General features: G+C 72.2%; 16 protein-coding genes and 1 pseudogene. 12 read left to right on the top strand and 5 right to left on the bottom strand.

From position 1 onward, the window contains the following. Window positions 1-183 (top strand): pyrroline-5-carboxylate reductase family protein (locus VHA72_RS11945; RefSeq protein ID WP_325575479.1); only part of this gene is annotated, 183 nt, incomplete at its 5' end. Window positions 184-201: 18 nt separating this feature from the next. Here the strand turns inward: VHA72_RS11945 and trpS are convergent. Then, window positions 202-1,155: a tryptophan--tRNA ligase gene (gene trpS / locus VHA72_RS11940; protein ID WP_325575477.1), complete on the bottom strand. Its 954-nt coding sequence runs from the start codon at window positions 1,153-1,155 to the stop codon at window positions 202-204. A gap of 191 nt (window positions 1,156-1,346) precedes the next feature. On the opposite strand from trpS, the gene VHA72_RS11935 reads away from it, so the two are divergent. The 5 genes from VHA72_RS11935 to VHA72_RS11915 all read left to right on the top strand — a co-directional run bounded on the left by VHA72_RS11935 (window position 1,347) and on the right by VHA72_RS11915 (window position 5,280). After that, the gene (locus VHA72_RS11935; protein WP_325575475.1) at window positions 1,347-2,528 is read left to right on the top strand and encodes an acetoin utilization protein AcuC; all 1,182 of its coding nucleotides are present in this window, start codon (window positions 1,347-1,349) and stop codon (window positions 2,526-2,528) included. A 178-nt stretch (window positions 2,529-2,706) separates the two neighbouring features. Next, entirely contained in the window at window positions 2,707-2,913 is a 207-nt protein-coding gene (locus tag VHA72_RS11930; protein ID WP_325575473.1) for a helix-turn-helix domain-containing protein, read from the top strand. A gap of 69 nt (window positions 2,914-2,982) precedes the next feature. Then, window positions 2,983-3,084: a 30S ribosomal protein bS22 gene (locus VHA72_RS11925; RefSeq protein WP_017933175.1), complete on the top strand. Its 102-nt coding sequence runs from the start codon at window positions 2,983-2,985 to the stop codon at window positions 3,082-3,084. A 20-nt stretch (window positions 3,085-3,104) separates the two neighbouring features. Beyond that, entirely contained in the window at window positions 3,105-4,136 is a 1,032-nt protein-coding gene (locus VHA72_RS11920; RefSeq protein ID WP_325575469.1) for an NAD-dependent epimerase/dehydratase family protein, read from the top strand. Then, a complete protein-coding gene (locus VHA72_RS11915) occupies window positions 4,129-5,280 on the top strand; it encodes a lysophospholipid acyltransferase family protein (protein WP_325575467.1) in 1,152 nt (383 codons plus the stop codon). Before VHA72_RS11920 ends, VHA72_RS11915 begins: the two co-directional genes overlap by 8 nt. Window positions 5,281-5,295: 15 nt before the next feature. Here VHA72_RS11915 and VHA72_RS11910 read toward each other — a convergent pair whose 3' ends face one another. From VHA72_RS11910 to VHA72_RS11900, 3 genes are all read right to left on the bottom strand, one after another. Beyond that, the gene (locus VHA72_RS11910) at window positions 5,296-6,477 is read right to left on the bottom strand and encodes a DUF5667 domain-containing protein (protein ID WP_325575465.1); all 1,182 of its coding nucleotides are present in this window, start codon (window positions 6,475-6,477) and stop codon (window positions 5,296-5,298) included. A gap of 136 nt (window positions 6,478-6,613) precedes the next feature. Next, window positions 6,614-7,408, bottom strand: a complete 795-nt coding sequence (locus VHA72_RS11905) for a sigma-70 family RNA polymerase sigma factor (RefSeq protein ID WP_325575463.1) — start codon at window positions 7,406-7,408, stop codon at window positions 6,614-6,616. 142 nt (window positions 7,409-7,550) lie between these two features. Beyond that, window positions 7,551-8,453 (bottom strand): HAD family hydrolase, encoded by a 903-nt coding sequence (locus VHA72_RS11900; protein WP_325575461.1) that lies wholly within the window; start codon window positions 8,451-8,453, stop codon window positions 7,551-7,553. A 92-nt stretch (window positions 8,454-8,545) separates the two neighbouring features. Here VHA72_RS11900 and VHA72_RS11895 point away from each other — a divergent pair, with 92 nt between their 5' ends. The 6 genes from VHA72_RS11895 to hemB all read left to right on the top strand — a co-directional run bounded on the left by VHA72_RS11895 (window position 8,546) and on the right by hemB (window position 14,538). Beyond that, on the top strand, window positions 8,546-8,785 hold the full coding sequence (locus VHA72_RS11895) for a glutaredoxin family protein (RefSeq protein WP_325575459.1): 240 nt from the start codon (window positions 8,546-8,548) through the stop codon (window positions 8,783-8,785). A gap of 169 nt (window positions 8,786-8,954) precedes the next feature. After that, entirely contained in the window at window positions 8,955-9,656 is a 702-nt protein-coding gene (locus tag VHA72_RS11890) for a redox-sensing transcriptional repressor Rex (protein WP_414689797.1), read from the top strand. Next, entirely contained in the window at window positions 9,653-10,933 is a 1,281-nt protein-coding gene (locus tag VHA72_RS11885; protein WP_325575455.1) for a glutamyl-tRNA reductase, read from the top strand. The genes VHA72_RS11890 and VHA72_RS11885 overlap by 4 nt, the downstream gene beginning before the upstream one ends. A gap of 62 nt (window positions 10,934-10,995) precedes the next feature. After that, window positions 10,996-11,844, top strand: coding sequence for a hydroxymethylbilane synthase (gene hemC / locus VHA72_RS11880; protein WP_414689796.1), 849 nt, complete (start codon window positions 10,996-10,998; stop codon window positions 11,842-11,844). Window positions 11,845-11,908: 64 nt separating this feature from the next. Continuing rightward, a complete protein-coding gene (cobA, locus tag VHA72_RS11875; RefSeq protein ID WP_325575451.1) occupies window positions 11,909-13,543 on the top strand; it encodes a uroporphyrinogen-III C-methyltransferase in 1,635 nt (544 codons plus the stop codon). Beyond that, a complete protein-coding gene (hemB, locus tag VHA72_RS11870; protein ID WP_325575450.1) occupies window positions 13,540-14,538 on the top strand; it encodes a porphobilinogen synthase in 999 nt (332 codons plus the stop codon). The genes cobA and hemB overlap by 4 nt, the downstream gene beginning before the upstream one ends. Here the strand turns inward: hemB and VHA72_RS11865 are convergent. Then, window positions 14,516-15,013, bottom strand: a pseudogene (locus VHA72_RS11865) (hypothetical protein); the annotation flags it as partial. The gene hemB and the pseudogene VHA72_RS11865 sit on opposite strands and share 23 nt — an antisense overlap.

Below are 15,013 nucleotides of genomic sequence, written 5' to 3'. Positions count from 1 at the left end.
TCGCTGATGCTGCGCGAGACCGGCGAGCACCCGGCGGTGCTGCGCGAGAACGTCACCTCGCCCGGTGGCACCACCGCCGCCGCGCTCCGGGTCCTGGAGAACGCCGGCCTGCGCGGCACCCTGCTCGACGCCACCCGGGCGAATCGGGACCGGTCGTGGGAGATCGCCCGGGGCGAGCTGTAACACGCTGTGGACAGCGTGTTACAGCAGCCCCAGCGCCGCCTCGGCGGCGGCCAGGACCGGCGCCGTGACCTCCCGGCACCGGGCGGCGCCGTCCTCGTAGACCGCCGACACGTGAGCCGGGTCGGCGGCGAGGTCGCGATAGCGCTTCTGCAGCGGCTCCAGCTCCGCGACCACGGCATCGACCACGGCCTTCTTCAGCGCGCCGTACGTCGACAGCCCCGCGACCGACCCGCCACACGCCACCAGGATGTCGATCAGGTTGGTGACGCCCGGCTTCGCGGCGGCCTCCGCCCGCACCGCATCCGCGCCCACGTCGGAGTCGGTCACCGCCCGCATCACCTTGCGGCGGACGACGTCCGGCGGATCCAGCAGGAAGACCGAGCCGGGATGCTCGTCGCCGGCCGACTTCGACATCTTCCGGGTCGGGGTCAGCAGATCCATCACCCGCGCCCCGGCCGGCGGGTGCACCGCCCGCGGCACCACGAAGACCTCGCCGTAGGCACGGTTGAACCGCAGCGCCAGGTCGCGGGCGAGCTCGACATGCTGACGCTGATCCTCACCGACCGGCACCTCCGCGGCCCGGTAGAGCAGGATGTCGGCGGCCATCAGCGCCGGGTAGGTGAACAGCGACGCCCGCGAGGAGACCTCGCCCTTCTCCTTGAACTGGATCATCCGGCCGAGCTCGCCGCTGGTGGCGACGCACTCCAGCAGGTAGGCCAGTGATCGGTGCGCCGGCACCGCCGACTGGACGAACAGGGTGGCCGCGTCGAGGCCGGCGGCCAGCAGCAGGGTGCGCATCTCGGCGACCCGCGTCCGCAGCAGCTCGGGTGAGTGCGGGGTGGTGAGGGCGTGCAGGTCCGCGACGCCGTAGTACGACCCGGGCCCGGCCGCGGCCGCCATCGGGCGCAGCGCGCCGAGCAGGTTGCCGAGCGTGAGCCGGCCGGACGGGGTGATCAGGGAGAGGGTGGTCATGACTGCCTCCAGGGGTGCGATGCCCACGGGAGGTCGGGACCGAGAACGAAGAACGGCCGCCCGTGGGCGGCCGATAGGTGAGTGTGCTCAGGCGCCGCCGGTCAGACGGGCCACCAGTTCTGCGTCAGGTTCTGGGTCAGGGGAGCGAGCACGGCCCCAGTGTGGCACACCCTCCGGGTAGCGTCACCTCCATGGCAGCGTGCTCCGGACCGGCGGCGGTCGTCTACGACGCGAGTCTGGGGGAGTACGACTTCGGCCCGGACCACCCGATGGCGCCGCTGCGGGTCGCCCTGACGATGCGGCTGGCCGAGTGCCTCGGCGTACTCGGTCATCTCGAGGTCGTCCCCGCGCCGATGGCCAGCGAGGACCAGCTGGTCACGGTGCACGACCCGGCGTTCATCGAGGCGGTGCAGCGTGCCGGCGCGACGCTGCAGCCCGACGAGGCGTTCGGGCTGGGCACCGAGGACAACCCGGTCTTCGCGCAGATGCACCACGCCAGCGCCCACATCGTCGGCGCCAGCGTCGAGGCCTGCCGGCGGGTCTGGCAGGGCGAGGACATCCACGCCGCCAACGTGATGGGCGGGCTGCACCACGCCATGCCCGGCCGGGCCAGCGGCTTCTGCATCTACAACGACGTGGCGGTCGGCATCCGCTGGCTGCTCGACCACGGCGCGCAGAGGATCGCCTACGTCGACCTCGACGTGCACCACGGTGACGGCGTCGAGCGGGTGTTCTACGACGACCCGCGGGTGCTCACCATCAGCCTGCACGAGACCGGCCAGATGCTCTTCCCCGGCACCGGTTTCGCCACCGACGTGGGCGGCCCCGACGCCCAGGGCAGCGCGGCCAACGTGGCGCTGCCGCCGGGCACCGCCGACCACGGCTGGCTGCGCGCCTTCCATGCGGTCGTGCCCGATCTGGTCCGCGAGTTCCGGCCCGACGTCCTGGTCACCCAGCAGGGCTGCGACTCGCACGCCGAGGACCCGCTGGCCCATCTGATGCTCAGCGTGGACGGCCAGCGGGCGGCGTACCTGGCGCTGCACGAGCTGGCCCACGAGGTCGCCGGCGGCCGTTGGGTCGCCTTCGGCGGCGGCGGGTACGCCGTGGTCGACGTGGTGCCGCGGGCCTGGAGCCACCTGCTCGCCGTGGTCGGCGGGCACCCGGTGGCGCGGGAGAGCGAGGTTCCGCAGGAGTGGCGTGAGCATGTCCGGGCACTGGTCGGGGTGGAGGCGCCGCGGCTGATGACCGACGGCCGCGCGGCGACGTACCGTGACTGGAGGGAGGGCTATGACCCGGCCGCCTGGCTGGACCGGCAGGTCAACGCCACCCGGACCGCGGTCTTCCCGCTGCACGGTCTCGACCCACTGCCCTGAGCCAGGGTCGCGGGCCTGCTGTTACGGTGAAATCAAGGCGACACGCCGCGCCGCACAAAATTCCCACAGGTTTCCCCTTCCCCACGAGTCACACCTGGCACTAATCTCACCGACAGCACGGCGCGTGTGAGCATCGGCGGGGAAGCCGATGGCGCGCCTGAAAAGAAAGCGGGACACGATGGCTGCCAACAAGCCCGGTGACATCTCCGAGAGCACGTTCCTGACCGTCGCCGAGGTCGCGACGATGATGCGTGTCTCGAAGATGACCGTCTATCGGCTCGTCCACAGCGGCGAGCTGCCCGCCGTCCGGGTCGGCCGATCCTTCCGCGTCCGCGAAGAAGACGCGAACGAGTACCTCAAGAACTCCTTCTACAACGCGGGCTGAGACACCGATTCCACGGGCACCGGGCTCGGCCGTTAGGCTGGGCCGTCCGAACGAAAGGCTGGTTTCCCCGTGGGTTCTGTCATCAAGAAGCGTCGCAAGCGGATGGCGAAGAAGAAGCACCGCAAGCTGCTGAAGAAGACGCGCGTCGCCCGTCGCAAGCTCGGCAAGTGACGCAGGTCCGCTGAGAGCCAGTGGCCGGGCGGGTCATCCTCGTCACCGGGGTCTCCCGAGACCTCGGACGCACGTTTGCGCGCGCGGCCGCCGCCCACCCGAACGTGGACCGGGTGATCGGCGTCGACGTCGTCCCTCCTCGCGGTGACATCGGCGGCATGTCCTTCGTGCGTGCCGACATCCGCAACCCGGTGATCGCCAAGGTGATCGCCAAGGAGGACGTCGACACCGTCGTCCACATGAGCGTCATCTCGACGCCCGGCAGCACCGGCGGCCGGTCGACGATGAAGGAGCTCAACGTCATCGGCACGATGCAGCTGCTGGCGGCCTGCCAGCAGGCCCCGCAGGTGCGTCATCTCGTGGTGAAGTCGACCACGACGGTGTACGGCGCCAGCAACCGCGACCCGGCGATGTTCACCGAGACTGCCGAGCCGCGGCGGGCCGCCGGCGGCTACGCCAAGGACGTCGCCGAGATCGAGGGTTACGTGCGCGGCTTCGCCCGCCGCCGGCCCGACGTGTGCGTGACGACGCTGCGCTGTGCCAACGTGCTGGGGCCGCGGACGGAAAGCCCGCTGGCGACGTACCTGCGCCGGCCGGTGATCCCGCGCCGGATCGGGTTCGACCCGCGGATGCAGTTTCTGCACGAGAGCGACCTCTACGGCGCGATCGCGCATGCCATCCGCGTCGAGCGGCCCGGCACCTACAACATCGCCGGCGACGGCATCCTGACGCTCTCGCAGGTCGTACGACGCCTGCAGCGGCCGACCGTCCCGGTCCCGAATCTCGGTCTCGGCATCCCCGGCTCGACGTTCGCCCCGGTCTCGCCGGAGCTGCGCGCGCTGCTGACCTACGGTCGTGGCGTCGACACCACCCGGATGCGCGAGGAGCTCGGCTTCGTCCCGGCGTACTCCACGGCGCAGGCACTGGCCGACTTCGCCACCACCCTCACGCCCACCGGCGGCCGCACCGACCGGCTGCTGGCCGCGCTGGAGCGGCAGTTGCCCGCGGGCCGCGCCGTCCAGGATGCACTCCAGGAGGCCGGCCGTGGGTGACGCTGAGATCATCCCGATCGGCACCCGCGGCCGGCCCGGTCGCGGCACCGGCCGCGCACCGTCGGCGGCCGCCCGGGCGCTGGCCAAGCCGAAGCGCCCCGTCGAGAAGCCTCCCGTCGAGGAGTCACTTTCGGCGGGTCCAGTGGGCACTTCCGGCGCGTCGAGTGGCCAGGCGCCCGAGCCCGAGCCGGTCGCGGAGGAGGCCGGGACGCCCGCCACGGCGTACACCCGTGACCGCGGCCCGCTGGCCGGCATCCCGCTGGGCGAGTGGCAGGCCGCCCTGGACGCCGCCGCCCACGAGGTGTTCGGGCCGGACTGGGAGCCGCAGCTGGCGCGCTTCCTGGCGTTCCTGCGCCGTCGGGTGACCGGCGACTACACCGTCGACGAGTACGGCTTCGACCCCGAGCTGACCCAGCGTTTCCTGATGGCCGTGCTGCGGCCGGTGGCGCAGAAGTGGTTCCGGATCGAGGTGCGCGGGCTGGAGAACGTCCCCGCCGAGGGCGGCGCCCTGGTCGTCTCCAACCACTCCGGCACGCTGCCGGTCGACGGTCTGATGACGATGGTGATGCTGCACGACCACGCCGGCCGCTCGTTGCGCCCGCTCGGCGCCGACCTGGTCTTCCGGCTGCCGTTCGTCGGCGCCGTCGCCCGCAAGGGCGGCGCCACCCTGGCGTGCACCGAGGACGCGGAGCGGATGCTGCGCAACGGGGAGCTCGTCGGGGTGTGGCCCGAGGGGTTCAAGGGCATCGGCAAGCCCTACAGCGAGCGGTACAAGCTGCAGCGCTTCGGACGCGGCGGCTTCGTCTCGGCCGCACTGCGCACCGGCGTGCCGATCATCCCGCTCTCGGTCGTCGGCGCCGAGGAGATCTACCCGCTGGTCGGCAACATCCCGGCGCTGGCCAAGGTGCTCGGAGTGCCCTACCTCCCGATCACGCCGTTCTTCCCGCTGCTGGGCCCGCTGGGCATGATCCCGCTGCCGTCGAAGTGGCTGATGGAGTTCGGCGAGCCGATCCGCACCGACGAGTACGACGCCAGCGCGGCCGACGACCCGATGCTCGTCTTCAATGTCACCGACCAGGTCCGCGAGACGATCCAGCAGACGCTGTACTCGCTGCTGATGCAGCGCCAGTCGGTCTTCCGCTGAACCCGCTGCGGGCTCTTACTTCGGGCTCGCGCCGCCGAGCAACCCGGTCGCACCGTCCAGCACGCCACCGAGCAGTCCGCCGACGGTGCCGGTGACGCCGTCGACCAGCTGACCGAGGCCGCTCGGCGACGTGGTGGGCGCCGAGGGCAGCAGGTTCGGAGCGGTCGGCAGGCTGGGCTTGCCGCTCGGCTCGTTCGACGGCTGGGTCTTGTCCTGCTTGGCCGGGGTCGACGGGTTGACGTTGGCCGGGCCTATGTTCGCCGGCACGCTCGGCAGCGTCGGTGTGGGGGTGTCGTGCGTGGGGGTCGCCGGCGTCTTGGCGGAGCCGAGCGCGGAGCCGAGGTCGTCCAACGTCTTGGCGACCGGGTCGAGCAGCGTGGTCGGCAGCGAGGTCACGCCGACGCCGCAGGTCGGGCAGAGATTGCGGGCGGCCGAGTCGATCATCAGCAGCGCCTGGGCCGCGCCGGAGAGCGCGTCCTTGGCGACGGCGGGAAGCAGCGGCTGCAGCTCGGTGAGCTGGTCGATGCTCGCGGCGGTGAAGTCGTGCAGCTTCTGGATCGAGGCCGCGTCGTGGTCGGACTGGTAGTCACTCAGCAGCAGGTCGGAGGCCTTCTGCGCCTGGGTGGCGAAGGTGGTCAGCGTCTTGCTGATCTCCTCCTGCTCCTTGCTGGAGGGGGAGGACGACGAGCGGGACAGCTTGCTGACCTCCTCGAGCCGGGTGTGCGCGTCCGAGAGCAGCGTCGAGCCCTTGGCATCGTCGCCGACGCTGAAGCCGGCCCGGACGTTCTCGATCGCCCGCTTGACCGGGTAGAGCGCCTGGCCCGGCAGCGCGTTCTGGGAGGCGAGCGCGGTGCCGGCGGTGCCGCCGATGATGGCCAGCGCGGCGATCCCGACGGTCAGTCGGCGTTCGGTACGACGCCGGGACGGCTCGGCCCGCCGCACTGTCAGACGGTCGGCCGTCCGCGCGGTGGCCGGGGTGAGCTCGCTGGCGGCGGCGGTCATCAGCCGCTCGCGCAGATCGGCGGAGAACTCGGCGCGCGGCGTGACGGCCGGTGCCTCGCGCAGGCTCACGGCGAGCTCGGCGAGCGCGGCGAGGTCGGCCGACACCGGGCCCGTGGCCGCGGCGCCGGTGGCCGCAGCCTCGACCAGCCGGTGGAAGTCATCGGCGCGGCGGCGTGAGGTGAACGCCGGGTTCATCGTTCGTGTCCTACTCGATCGGGATGGGCGGAGCAGTGGGGATGCTGGCCGGCGGGGGTGGTGTCGGTCGTCCCGTGCAACGACCCGAGGCCGGTCGGGGTTACGGCCTGGCGGAGTTCGCCGAGAAGCTGTCGCATCACCCACGCAGCCCTTCCGGCATCAGCTTCGCCAGGTTGCGCACGCCGCGCAGCTGGAGCTGCTTGACCGCGCCGTCGCTGCGGCCGAGCACGGCCGCCGTCTCGGCGATCGACATGCCCTGCAGGAACCGCATCACCACGCAGTCGCGCTGCTCGTCCGGCAGCTTGGCCAGCGCCTTGAGCAGCACCTCGTTGGTCAGCCCGGCCAGCACCGCCGTCTCGGGGCCATCGGTGGCGTCGTCGTGCTGGCCCATGTCCTCGGTGGCCAGCTCGAGTCGGGTCCGGCCGGCCTTGAAGTGGTCGGTGGCGAGGTTGCGCGCGATGGTCATCAGCCAGGCGCCGAAGTCCTTGCCCTGCCAGCGGAAGCTGGTCATCGAGCGCAGCGCGCGGAAGAACGTCTCCGAGGTCAGGTCCTCGGCCAGCGGCACCGAGCGGGTGCGGTAGAAGAGGAAGCGGTAGACGGCGCCGTGGTAGTGGTCGTAGAGCATCCCGAAGGCGTCCGTGTCGCCCTTGCGGGCCAGTTCGACCAGGGCGATCAACCGGGAGCGCTCCGCCGGCGACACCTCCGAGGAGGCCGCCTCGCCCTCGTCGTCGTACGGCGTGGGCGACTCGCTGCCCGCGCCCCCGGAGCCGCCGGTGCTGCCGGTGTCGCTGGTTGCCGCCTCGGCTAGGAGCCACTGCGGACCGGCCAGCGCCGGGGTCGGATCCAGGATCGCCAGCACGGCGGCGCGGAGCGCGGCGAGACCGCGCGCAACGTCGTCGCCGTACATCGGCATCGCCAGGACCCTCCCCATGATGCTCCCCCCGAGCTGGCCCTCACTCTACGGACGGATCGTTCATCTGTCAGGTGCCCGAGAAGATCGCCGGTAACCGGGATGTAGCCCCGCTGTTACCAGTGGGACCGGAGATACCGGCGGGTAACGGTCGGGAACGGTCTCAGCGGCGCCGCTCGCGCAACGCCGAGGCGGCCGCGAGCGCACCGGCGGTGGCGCCGCCCACCAGGCCGGCGGCGAAGCCGGCCCGTGCCGCCTTCCGGCCGGTTCGGTAGTCGCGGACCTGCCAGCCGCGGGCGCGGGCGTGCGCGCGCAGCTTGTGATCGGGATTCACCGCGCAGGGGTGGCCGACCAGGGAGAGCAGGGGGAGGTCGTTGGCGGAGTCGGAGTACGCCGAGCACTGGGCCAGGTCCAACCCCTCGCGGGCCGCCAGCGCGCGGACCGCCTCGGCCTTGGCGGGGCCGTGCAGCATCTCGCCGACCAGCTGGCCGGTGTAGACGCCGTCGACGTGCTCGGCGACGGTGCCCATCGCGCCGGTCAGACCGAGTCGGCGGGCGATGATCTGGGCGATCTCGACCGGGGCCGCGGTGACCAGCCAGACCCGCTCGCCCTGGTCGAGGTGGAGCTGGGCCAGTGCCCGGGTGCCGGGCCAGATCCGGTGCGCCATGCCCTCGTCGAAGATCTCCTCCCCGACCTCCTGCAGCTCCTGCACGGTGTGGCCGGCGATGAAGCTCAGCGCCGAGTTGCGGGCCGCCTCGACGTGCTCGGGGTTCTCGACGCCGACCAACCGGAAGTAGGCCTGCTTCCATGCCGCACTGACGATGTCGCGAGTGGTGAAGAACCGGCGTCGGTGCAGGCCGCGGGCCAGGTGGAAGATCGAGGCGCCCTGCATGATCGTGTTGTCCACGTCGAAGAACGCCGCCGCCACCGACTCGCTCGACGTCCGCAGCGCCGACTCCACCTCGGCGGCCGCGGCGCTCGCCTCGCCGGCCAGGACCGAGCGGCGCTGGAGGTCGCGGCGGCGCAGCTCGTCCCGGCGGCGCTGGCGGTCGCGGGCCGAGCTCATGACGCTCACTCTAGCCACGCTCCGCACCCGAGCTCCGCGGCACGCTCGTCTCGCGTCACGGTGAGGGACACTGGATGAGAGACACTGGTGGGGTGTCAGCACGCATCACCCTCTATTCGCGCCCCGGCTGCCACCTCTGTGACGACGCGCGCGTCGTCATCGAGCGGGTCTGCGCCGACCTCGGCGAGAGCTACGTCGAGCACTCCATCGACGATGACCCCGCCCTGCGGGAGCGGTACGCCGAGGAGATCCCGGTGACGCTCGTCGACGGCCGCCAGCACGACTTCTGGCGGGTCGACGAGGCTCGGCTGCGGGCCGCGCTCACCCGCTGAGCCCGGGCGCCGGGTCGCGCGGGCGCCCGAACCTGACCGGGGCCTGACCTGCTCCCGGTCCGGTTCCGGCCCGCCGTGTCGCGTCCGTCACAACCGGCCGCCGCTCGTTTTGTTCTCGACTTCACAAACTCCTACAGTGAAGAGGCCGCAGGACGAGCCCGGAGCCGTGATGGCTCCCCATCCGCGGCGTGTGACGAGAGAGCGCGCAGTGACGGCACGGAGCACCACCGAGGGCGCCCGGGAGATTCCCGAGGCGACGGTCGCCCGGCTACCCGTCTACCTGCGTGCCCTGGTCTCCCTGGCCGACCAGCAGATCGCCACCTGCTCCAGCGAGGAGCTCGCCGCGGCCGCCGGCGTCAACTCGGCCAAGCTCCGCAAGGACCTGTCCTATCTCGGCTCCTACGGCACACGCGGAGTCGGGTACGACGTGGACTATCTGCGCTACCAGATCGCCCGTGAGATCGGGGTGACGCAGGACTGGCCGGTCGTCATCGTCGGCATCGGCAACCTGGGTCACGCGCTGGCCAACTTCTCCGGCTTCCGCAGTCGCGGCTTCCGGGTGGTCGGCCTGCTCGACGCCGACCCGGCCCGCAACGAGGAGTCGGTGGCGGGCATCCCGGTGCGCCCCTTCAGTGACCTGGAGTCGATCGCCCACGAGCACGGCGTCGCCATCGGCGTGATCGCGGTGCCCGCGGCCGCCGCCCAGGACGTCGCCGACGCGATGGTCGCGGCCGGCATCACCAGCATCCTCAACTTCGCCCCGGCGGTGCTCACCGTCCCCGCGGGCGTCGACGTACGCAAGGTGGATCTCTCCATCGAGCTGCAGATCCTGGCCTATCACGAGCAGCGGAAGGCGGTGCAGACCGCGTGAGCGTCCTGGTCGTCGGCATCAGCCACAACTCCGCGCCGGTGCAGCTGCTCGAGCAGTTGGCCATCGACAGCTCGGGGCTGCAGAAGCTGGTCACCGAGGTGGCCCACACCGAGCACGTCAGCGAGGCGACCGTGATCGCCACTTGCAACCGGCTGGAGATCTTCGCCGAGGTGGACCGGTTCCACGGTTCGGTGGAGGAGCTCTCCCGGCTGCTGGTCGAGCGCTCCGACCTGCGCTTGGAGGACGTGCTGCCGCACCTGTATGTGCACTACGACGACGGCGCGGTCTCGCATCTCTTCCAGGTCGCCTCGGGACTGGACTCGATGGCGGTCGGCGAGGGTCAGATCCTCGGCCAGACCCGGGCCGCGCTCCAGCTCGGTCAGGAGCTGGGCACCGTCGGCCCGGCGCTCAACACGCTCTTCCAGCAGGCGCTGCGGGTCGGCAAGCGCAGTCACGCCGAGACCGACATCGACAAGGCCGCGCCATCGCTGGTCACCGCCGCGCTCGAGCGGGCCGGCGCCGCCGTCGGTCAGGTCGAGGGCCTGCGCGTGGTCGTGCTCGGCGCCGGCGCGATGGCCGGCCTCGCGACCGCCACCGTCGCCCGGCTCGGCGCCAGCGAGATCGTCATCGTCAACCGGACCGCCTCACGGGCCGAGCGCCTCGCCGAGGAGTACGGCGGCCGGGCCGCGCGCCTGGCCGACCTCGGCACCGAGGTGGCTGGCGCCGACATCGTGATCGCCTGCGCGGGCGCGCGCGGCGTGCTCGTCACGCCCGACATGATCGGGGACCGTCCGGTGGCGCTGATCGACCTGGCGCTGCCGCACGACATCGACCCGTCCTGTGCCGACGTACCGAACACGACGCTGATCGACCTGGCCACGCTCGCCGAGGAGCTGCACGCCTCCGAAGCCGGCCAGGAGGTCGCCGCCGTACGCGGCATCGTGACCCAGGAGGTCGCCGCCTTCCTCGCCGCCCGGCGCCAGGCCCAGGTCACCCCAACCGTGGTCGCGCTGCGCACCATGGCCACCACCGTGGTCGACGCCGAGATCGCCCGACTGGACGGCCGGCTGCCCAATCTGGACGAGGCCACCCGCGCCGAGGTACTGCGCACCATCCGCCGGGTCGCCGACAAGCTCCTGCACGAGCCCACCGTCCGGGTCAAGGAGCTGGCCAACGAGGATGGCGCGATCTCCTACGAGCGCGCCCTGGCCGAGCTGTTCGCACTCGACCCCGAGGCGGTCACCGCTGTCACCCGATCCGGTCTGGGGGAGCAGTAGTGATCAGGCTCGGCACTCGGCGCTCCCACCTCGCGCTCACCCAGTCCGGACACGTCGCCGACATGATCCGGGCGCTGGGCCACGAGGTCGAGCTGGTCGAGATCGTCTCCGACGGCGACCGCTCGCAGGCCGCCGGCACCTCGCTGACCGGCGCGTCCAGCACCGGCGTCTTCGTCAGCGCGCTGCGCGACGCGCTCCTGGCCGGCGAGATCGACCTCGCCGTGCACTCGCTCAAGGACCTGCCGACCTACCCCGCCGAGGGCATCGCGCTGGTCGCGATCCCGCCGCGCGAGGACCCGCGCGACGTGGTCGTGGCCCGCGACGGCCTCACCCTCGCCGAGCTGCCTGCCGGGTCGAAGGTGGGCACCGGTGCGCCCCGCCGCAGCGCCCAACTGCACGCCCTCGGCCTCGGTTTGGAGATCAGCGGCGTGCGTGGCAACGTCGACACCCGAATCGGGAAGGTCCGCTCCGGGGAGTACGACGCCGTGGTGCTCGCCCGCGCCGGCCTGGCCCGCATCGACCGACTCGACGAGGTCACCGAGGTGCTCGACCCGCTGCAGGTGCTGCCGGCTCCCGGCCAGGGCGCGCTGGCGGTGGAGTGCCGTGCCGACGACGAGCTGGCCGACGTACTGGCCCCGCTCGATGACGCCCACACCCGTGCCGCGGTCACCGCCGAGCGGGCGGTGCTGGCCACCCTCGAGGGCGGCTGCGCAGCTCCGATCGGGACACTGGCCGAGGTGGTCGAGGGCGACGCCGGTGAGGAGCTGTGGCTGCGGGCCGTGGTGCTCTCCGCCGACGGCTCCATCGCGATCCGCCGCTCGGCCTCCGGCGCCGTCGATGATGCCGCCGGCATCGGTGAGCGGCTGGCCAAGGACATGCTCGCCGAGGGTGCGGCGGAGCTGACGTGCTGAACAACGACATGGGCGACACCGCATCCGGCGGTGTCGCTCCCGAGCAGGGAATGGTGCACAAGGCATGACCAACAACAGCGTCCCCCCGACGGCTCCGACCGTCGGGTGGGTCTCCTTCGTCGGCAGCGGGCCGGGCGATCCGGAGCTGCTGACCGTGCGCGCGGCCGAGCTGATCCGGCAGGCCGACGTGATCGTCACCGAGGCCGCCGAGCATGCCGCGCTGGTGCACTCGCTGCGCGATGACGAGCCCGAGCTGGTCGACGGCGGCTTCGGCGAGGACGGCCAGCCGCTGACCCACGCCGCCCGTGCCAAGGTCGTGGTCAAGCAGGCCAAGCGCGGTCTGCGCGTGGTCCGGCTGATGACCGGCGACCCGTTCCTCTACGCCTCCGGGCCCGAGGAGGCACAGGCCTGCGCCAAGGCCGGCATCGGCTTCGAGATCGTGCCGGGCGTCTCCTCGGTCAGCGCGGTCCCGGCGTACGCCGGCATCCCGCTGACCACCAAGGACCACCGCGAGGTGGCGATGGTCACCTGCGGGACGGAGTCGCATTCCCGGGCGATCGACTGGAAGCAGTACGCGGACGATCGCACCCTGGTGCTGCTCTCCGGCGTGGGGCTGATCGGCGACATCGCCAAGGCGCTGGTCGCCGCCGGCCGCTCGCCGCAGACCCCGGTGGCGATGACCCGGGTCGGCACCACCACCGAGCAGGCCACCGTGACCTCCACCCTGGAGCACATCGCCACCGATGCCCGCGCGGCCCGGATGGCGCCGCCGGCGATCATCGTGGTCGGCGCCGTGGTCGACCTGCGCGAGACGCTGTCCTGGTTCGAGACCAAGCCGCTGTTCGGCTGGCGGGTGCTGGTGCCGCGCACCAAGGAGCAGGCGCCGGTGCTCTCCGCCCGGCTGCGGTCCTTCGGTGCCGTGCCCGAGGAGGTCCCGACCATCTCGGTCGAGCCGCCGCGCAACCCGCAGCAGATGGACAAGGCCATCCGTGGCCTGGTCGAGGGCCGCTACGAGTGGATCGCGTTCACCTCGGTCAACGCGGTCAAGGCGGTCAAGGAGAAGTTCGACGAGTACGGCCTGGACGCCCGCGCGTTCTCCGGTCTGAAGATCGCCGCAGTCGGCGAGAAGACCTCGGCCGCGCTGCTGGCCTGGGGCCTGCGCCCCGACCTGCTGCCGCCGGAGGAGAACCAGTCCGCCGCCGGCCTGCTGGAGGTCTGGCCGGAGTACGACGAGCTGATCGATCCGATCAACCGGGTCTTCCTGCCGCGCGCCGACATCGCCACCGAGAACCTGGTCGCGGGCCTGGTCGACCTCGGGTGGGAGTGCGACGACGTCACCGCCTACCGCACCGTCCGGGCCGCGCCGCCGCCGGCGCCCACCCGCGACGCGATCAAGACCGGCAAGTTCGACGCGGTGGTCTTCACCTCCTCGAGCACGGTGCGCAACCTGGTCGGCATCGCCGGCAAGCCGCACCCCTCGACGGTGATCGCCGTGATCGGCCCCGCCACCGCGAAGACCGCCGAGGAGCACGGGCTGCGTGTCGACGTACTCGCGCCGAGCCCGTCGGTGGAGACCCTGGCGGGCGCGCTCGCCGACTTCGGTGCGGCCCGCCGGGCCGCGATGGTCGAGGCCGGACAGCCGGTCACCAAGCCGTCGGAGCGCAAGCCGGCGGCCCGTCGCCGGGCGACCACGTCGTGACCGAGGTCGAGCGACCCGTTGTCCGGCCGCGCCGGCTGCGGGCCACACCTGCGCTGCGCCGGCTGGTCGCCGAGACGTCGGTGGAGCCGCGCCACCTGGTGCTGCCGATGTTCGTCCGCGAGGGCATCACCGAGCCGGTCCCGATCGGTTCGATGCCCGGCGTGGTCCAGCACACCCGCGACTCCGCGCGCCGCGCGGTGGCCGAGGCCGCGCAGGCGGGCATCGGCGGGGTGATGCTCTTCGGCGTACCCGAGCGCAAGGACCCGCTCGGCAGCGGCGCCTGCGACCCGAACGGCATCCTCAACCTCGCCATCGCCGATGCCGTCGCCGAGATCGGGGACGCGCTGCCGGTGATGGCCGACCTGTGCCTGGACGAGTTCACCGACCACGGCCACTGTGGCGTCCTGGACGCCCGCGGCCGGGTCGACAACGACGCCACCCTGGCGCTGTACGCCGAGATGGCCCGCGCCCAGGCGGATGCCGGCGTCCATGTGGTGGGCCCCTCGGGGATGATGGACGGCCAGGTCGCGGTGGTCCGCGCGGCGTTGGACGACGCCTCGCACGAGGACGTCGCCATCCTGGCCTACTCCGCCAAGTACGCCTCCGCGTTCTACGGCCCCTTCCGGGAGGCGGTCGCCTCCTCGCTGGAGGGCGACCGGCGGACCTACCAGCAGGATCCCGCCAACGCCCTGGAGGGTGTGCGGGAGGCGCTGCTCGACGTCGAGCAGGGCGCCGACCTGGTGATGGTCAAGCCGGGCCTGCCCTACCTCGACGTGCTGCGCGCGGTGCGCGAGGCGGTCGACGTGCCGGTGGCGGCGTACAACATCTCGGGGGAGTACTCCATGGTCGAGGCCGCCGCCGAGCGCGGCTGGATCGACCGCGAGGCGGCGATCCTGGAGTCGCTGACCGCGTTCCGCCGCGCCGGCGCGGACGTGATCCTGAGCTACTGGGCGGTCGAGGCCGCGCGGCTGCTCAGCTCTTCATGGCGTCGGTGACGCAGGTCTGCAGCTGAGTGGCGGCCTTCGGGCCACCGAGCAGCGGCAGGTTCTGCAGGGCGCCGAGCAGTCCGGTGAGGTTGAGCGAGGTCACGTTGGGGACCAGCAGCTTGATCGTGGTACCGAGCGGACCGGTCAGGCACTGGGTCAGCGCCTGAGCCTGGCTCAGGCCCTGGTCGAGCGGCGTGATGCCGGTGGACGGCAGCGCGGTCGGGACCGAGGGCACCTTCGGGGTCGGCTTGTTGCTCGGCTTGGCCGCCGGCGTCGCGCTCGGGTCCGGGTCGGCCGGCAGCGAGGTGGGCATCGGCGGCGCCGGGGTGACGGGCGTCTTCTTGACGTTCGTGCTGGTCTTCTTCTTGTTGTGGTGGTGCTTCTTCGTCGCCGGCGTGCCACCGGGCGCCGGGGTCAGGAACGCCGCCGGGACGGTGAAGTTCGGCACCGAGGTGAAGTCGCCGGCCTCGTAGGCCTGGGCCAC

Origin of the sequence: Nocardioides sp. (genome assembly GCF_035547795.1) — a bacterium.
Lineage (GTDB): Bacteria > Actinomycetota > Actinomycetes > Propionibacteriales > Nocardioidaceae > Nocardioides.
The sequence above is the reverse complement of the archived record's forward strand: the minus strand, read 5'-3'. Positions and strand labels throughout refer to the sequence as shown.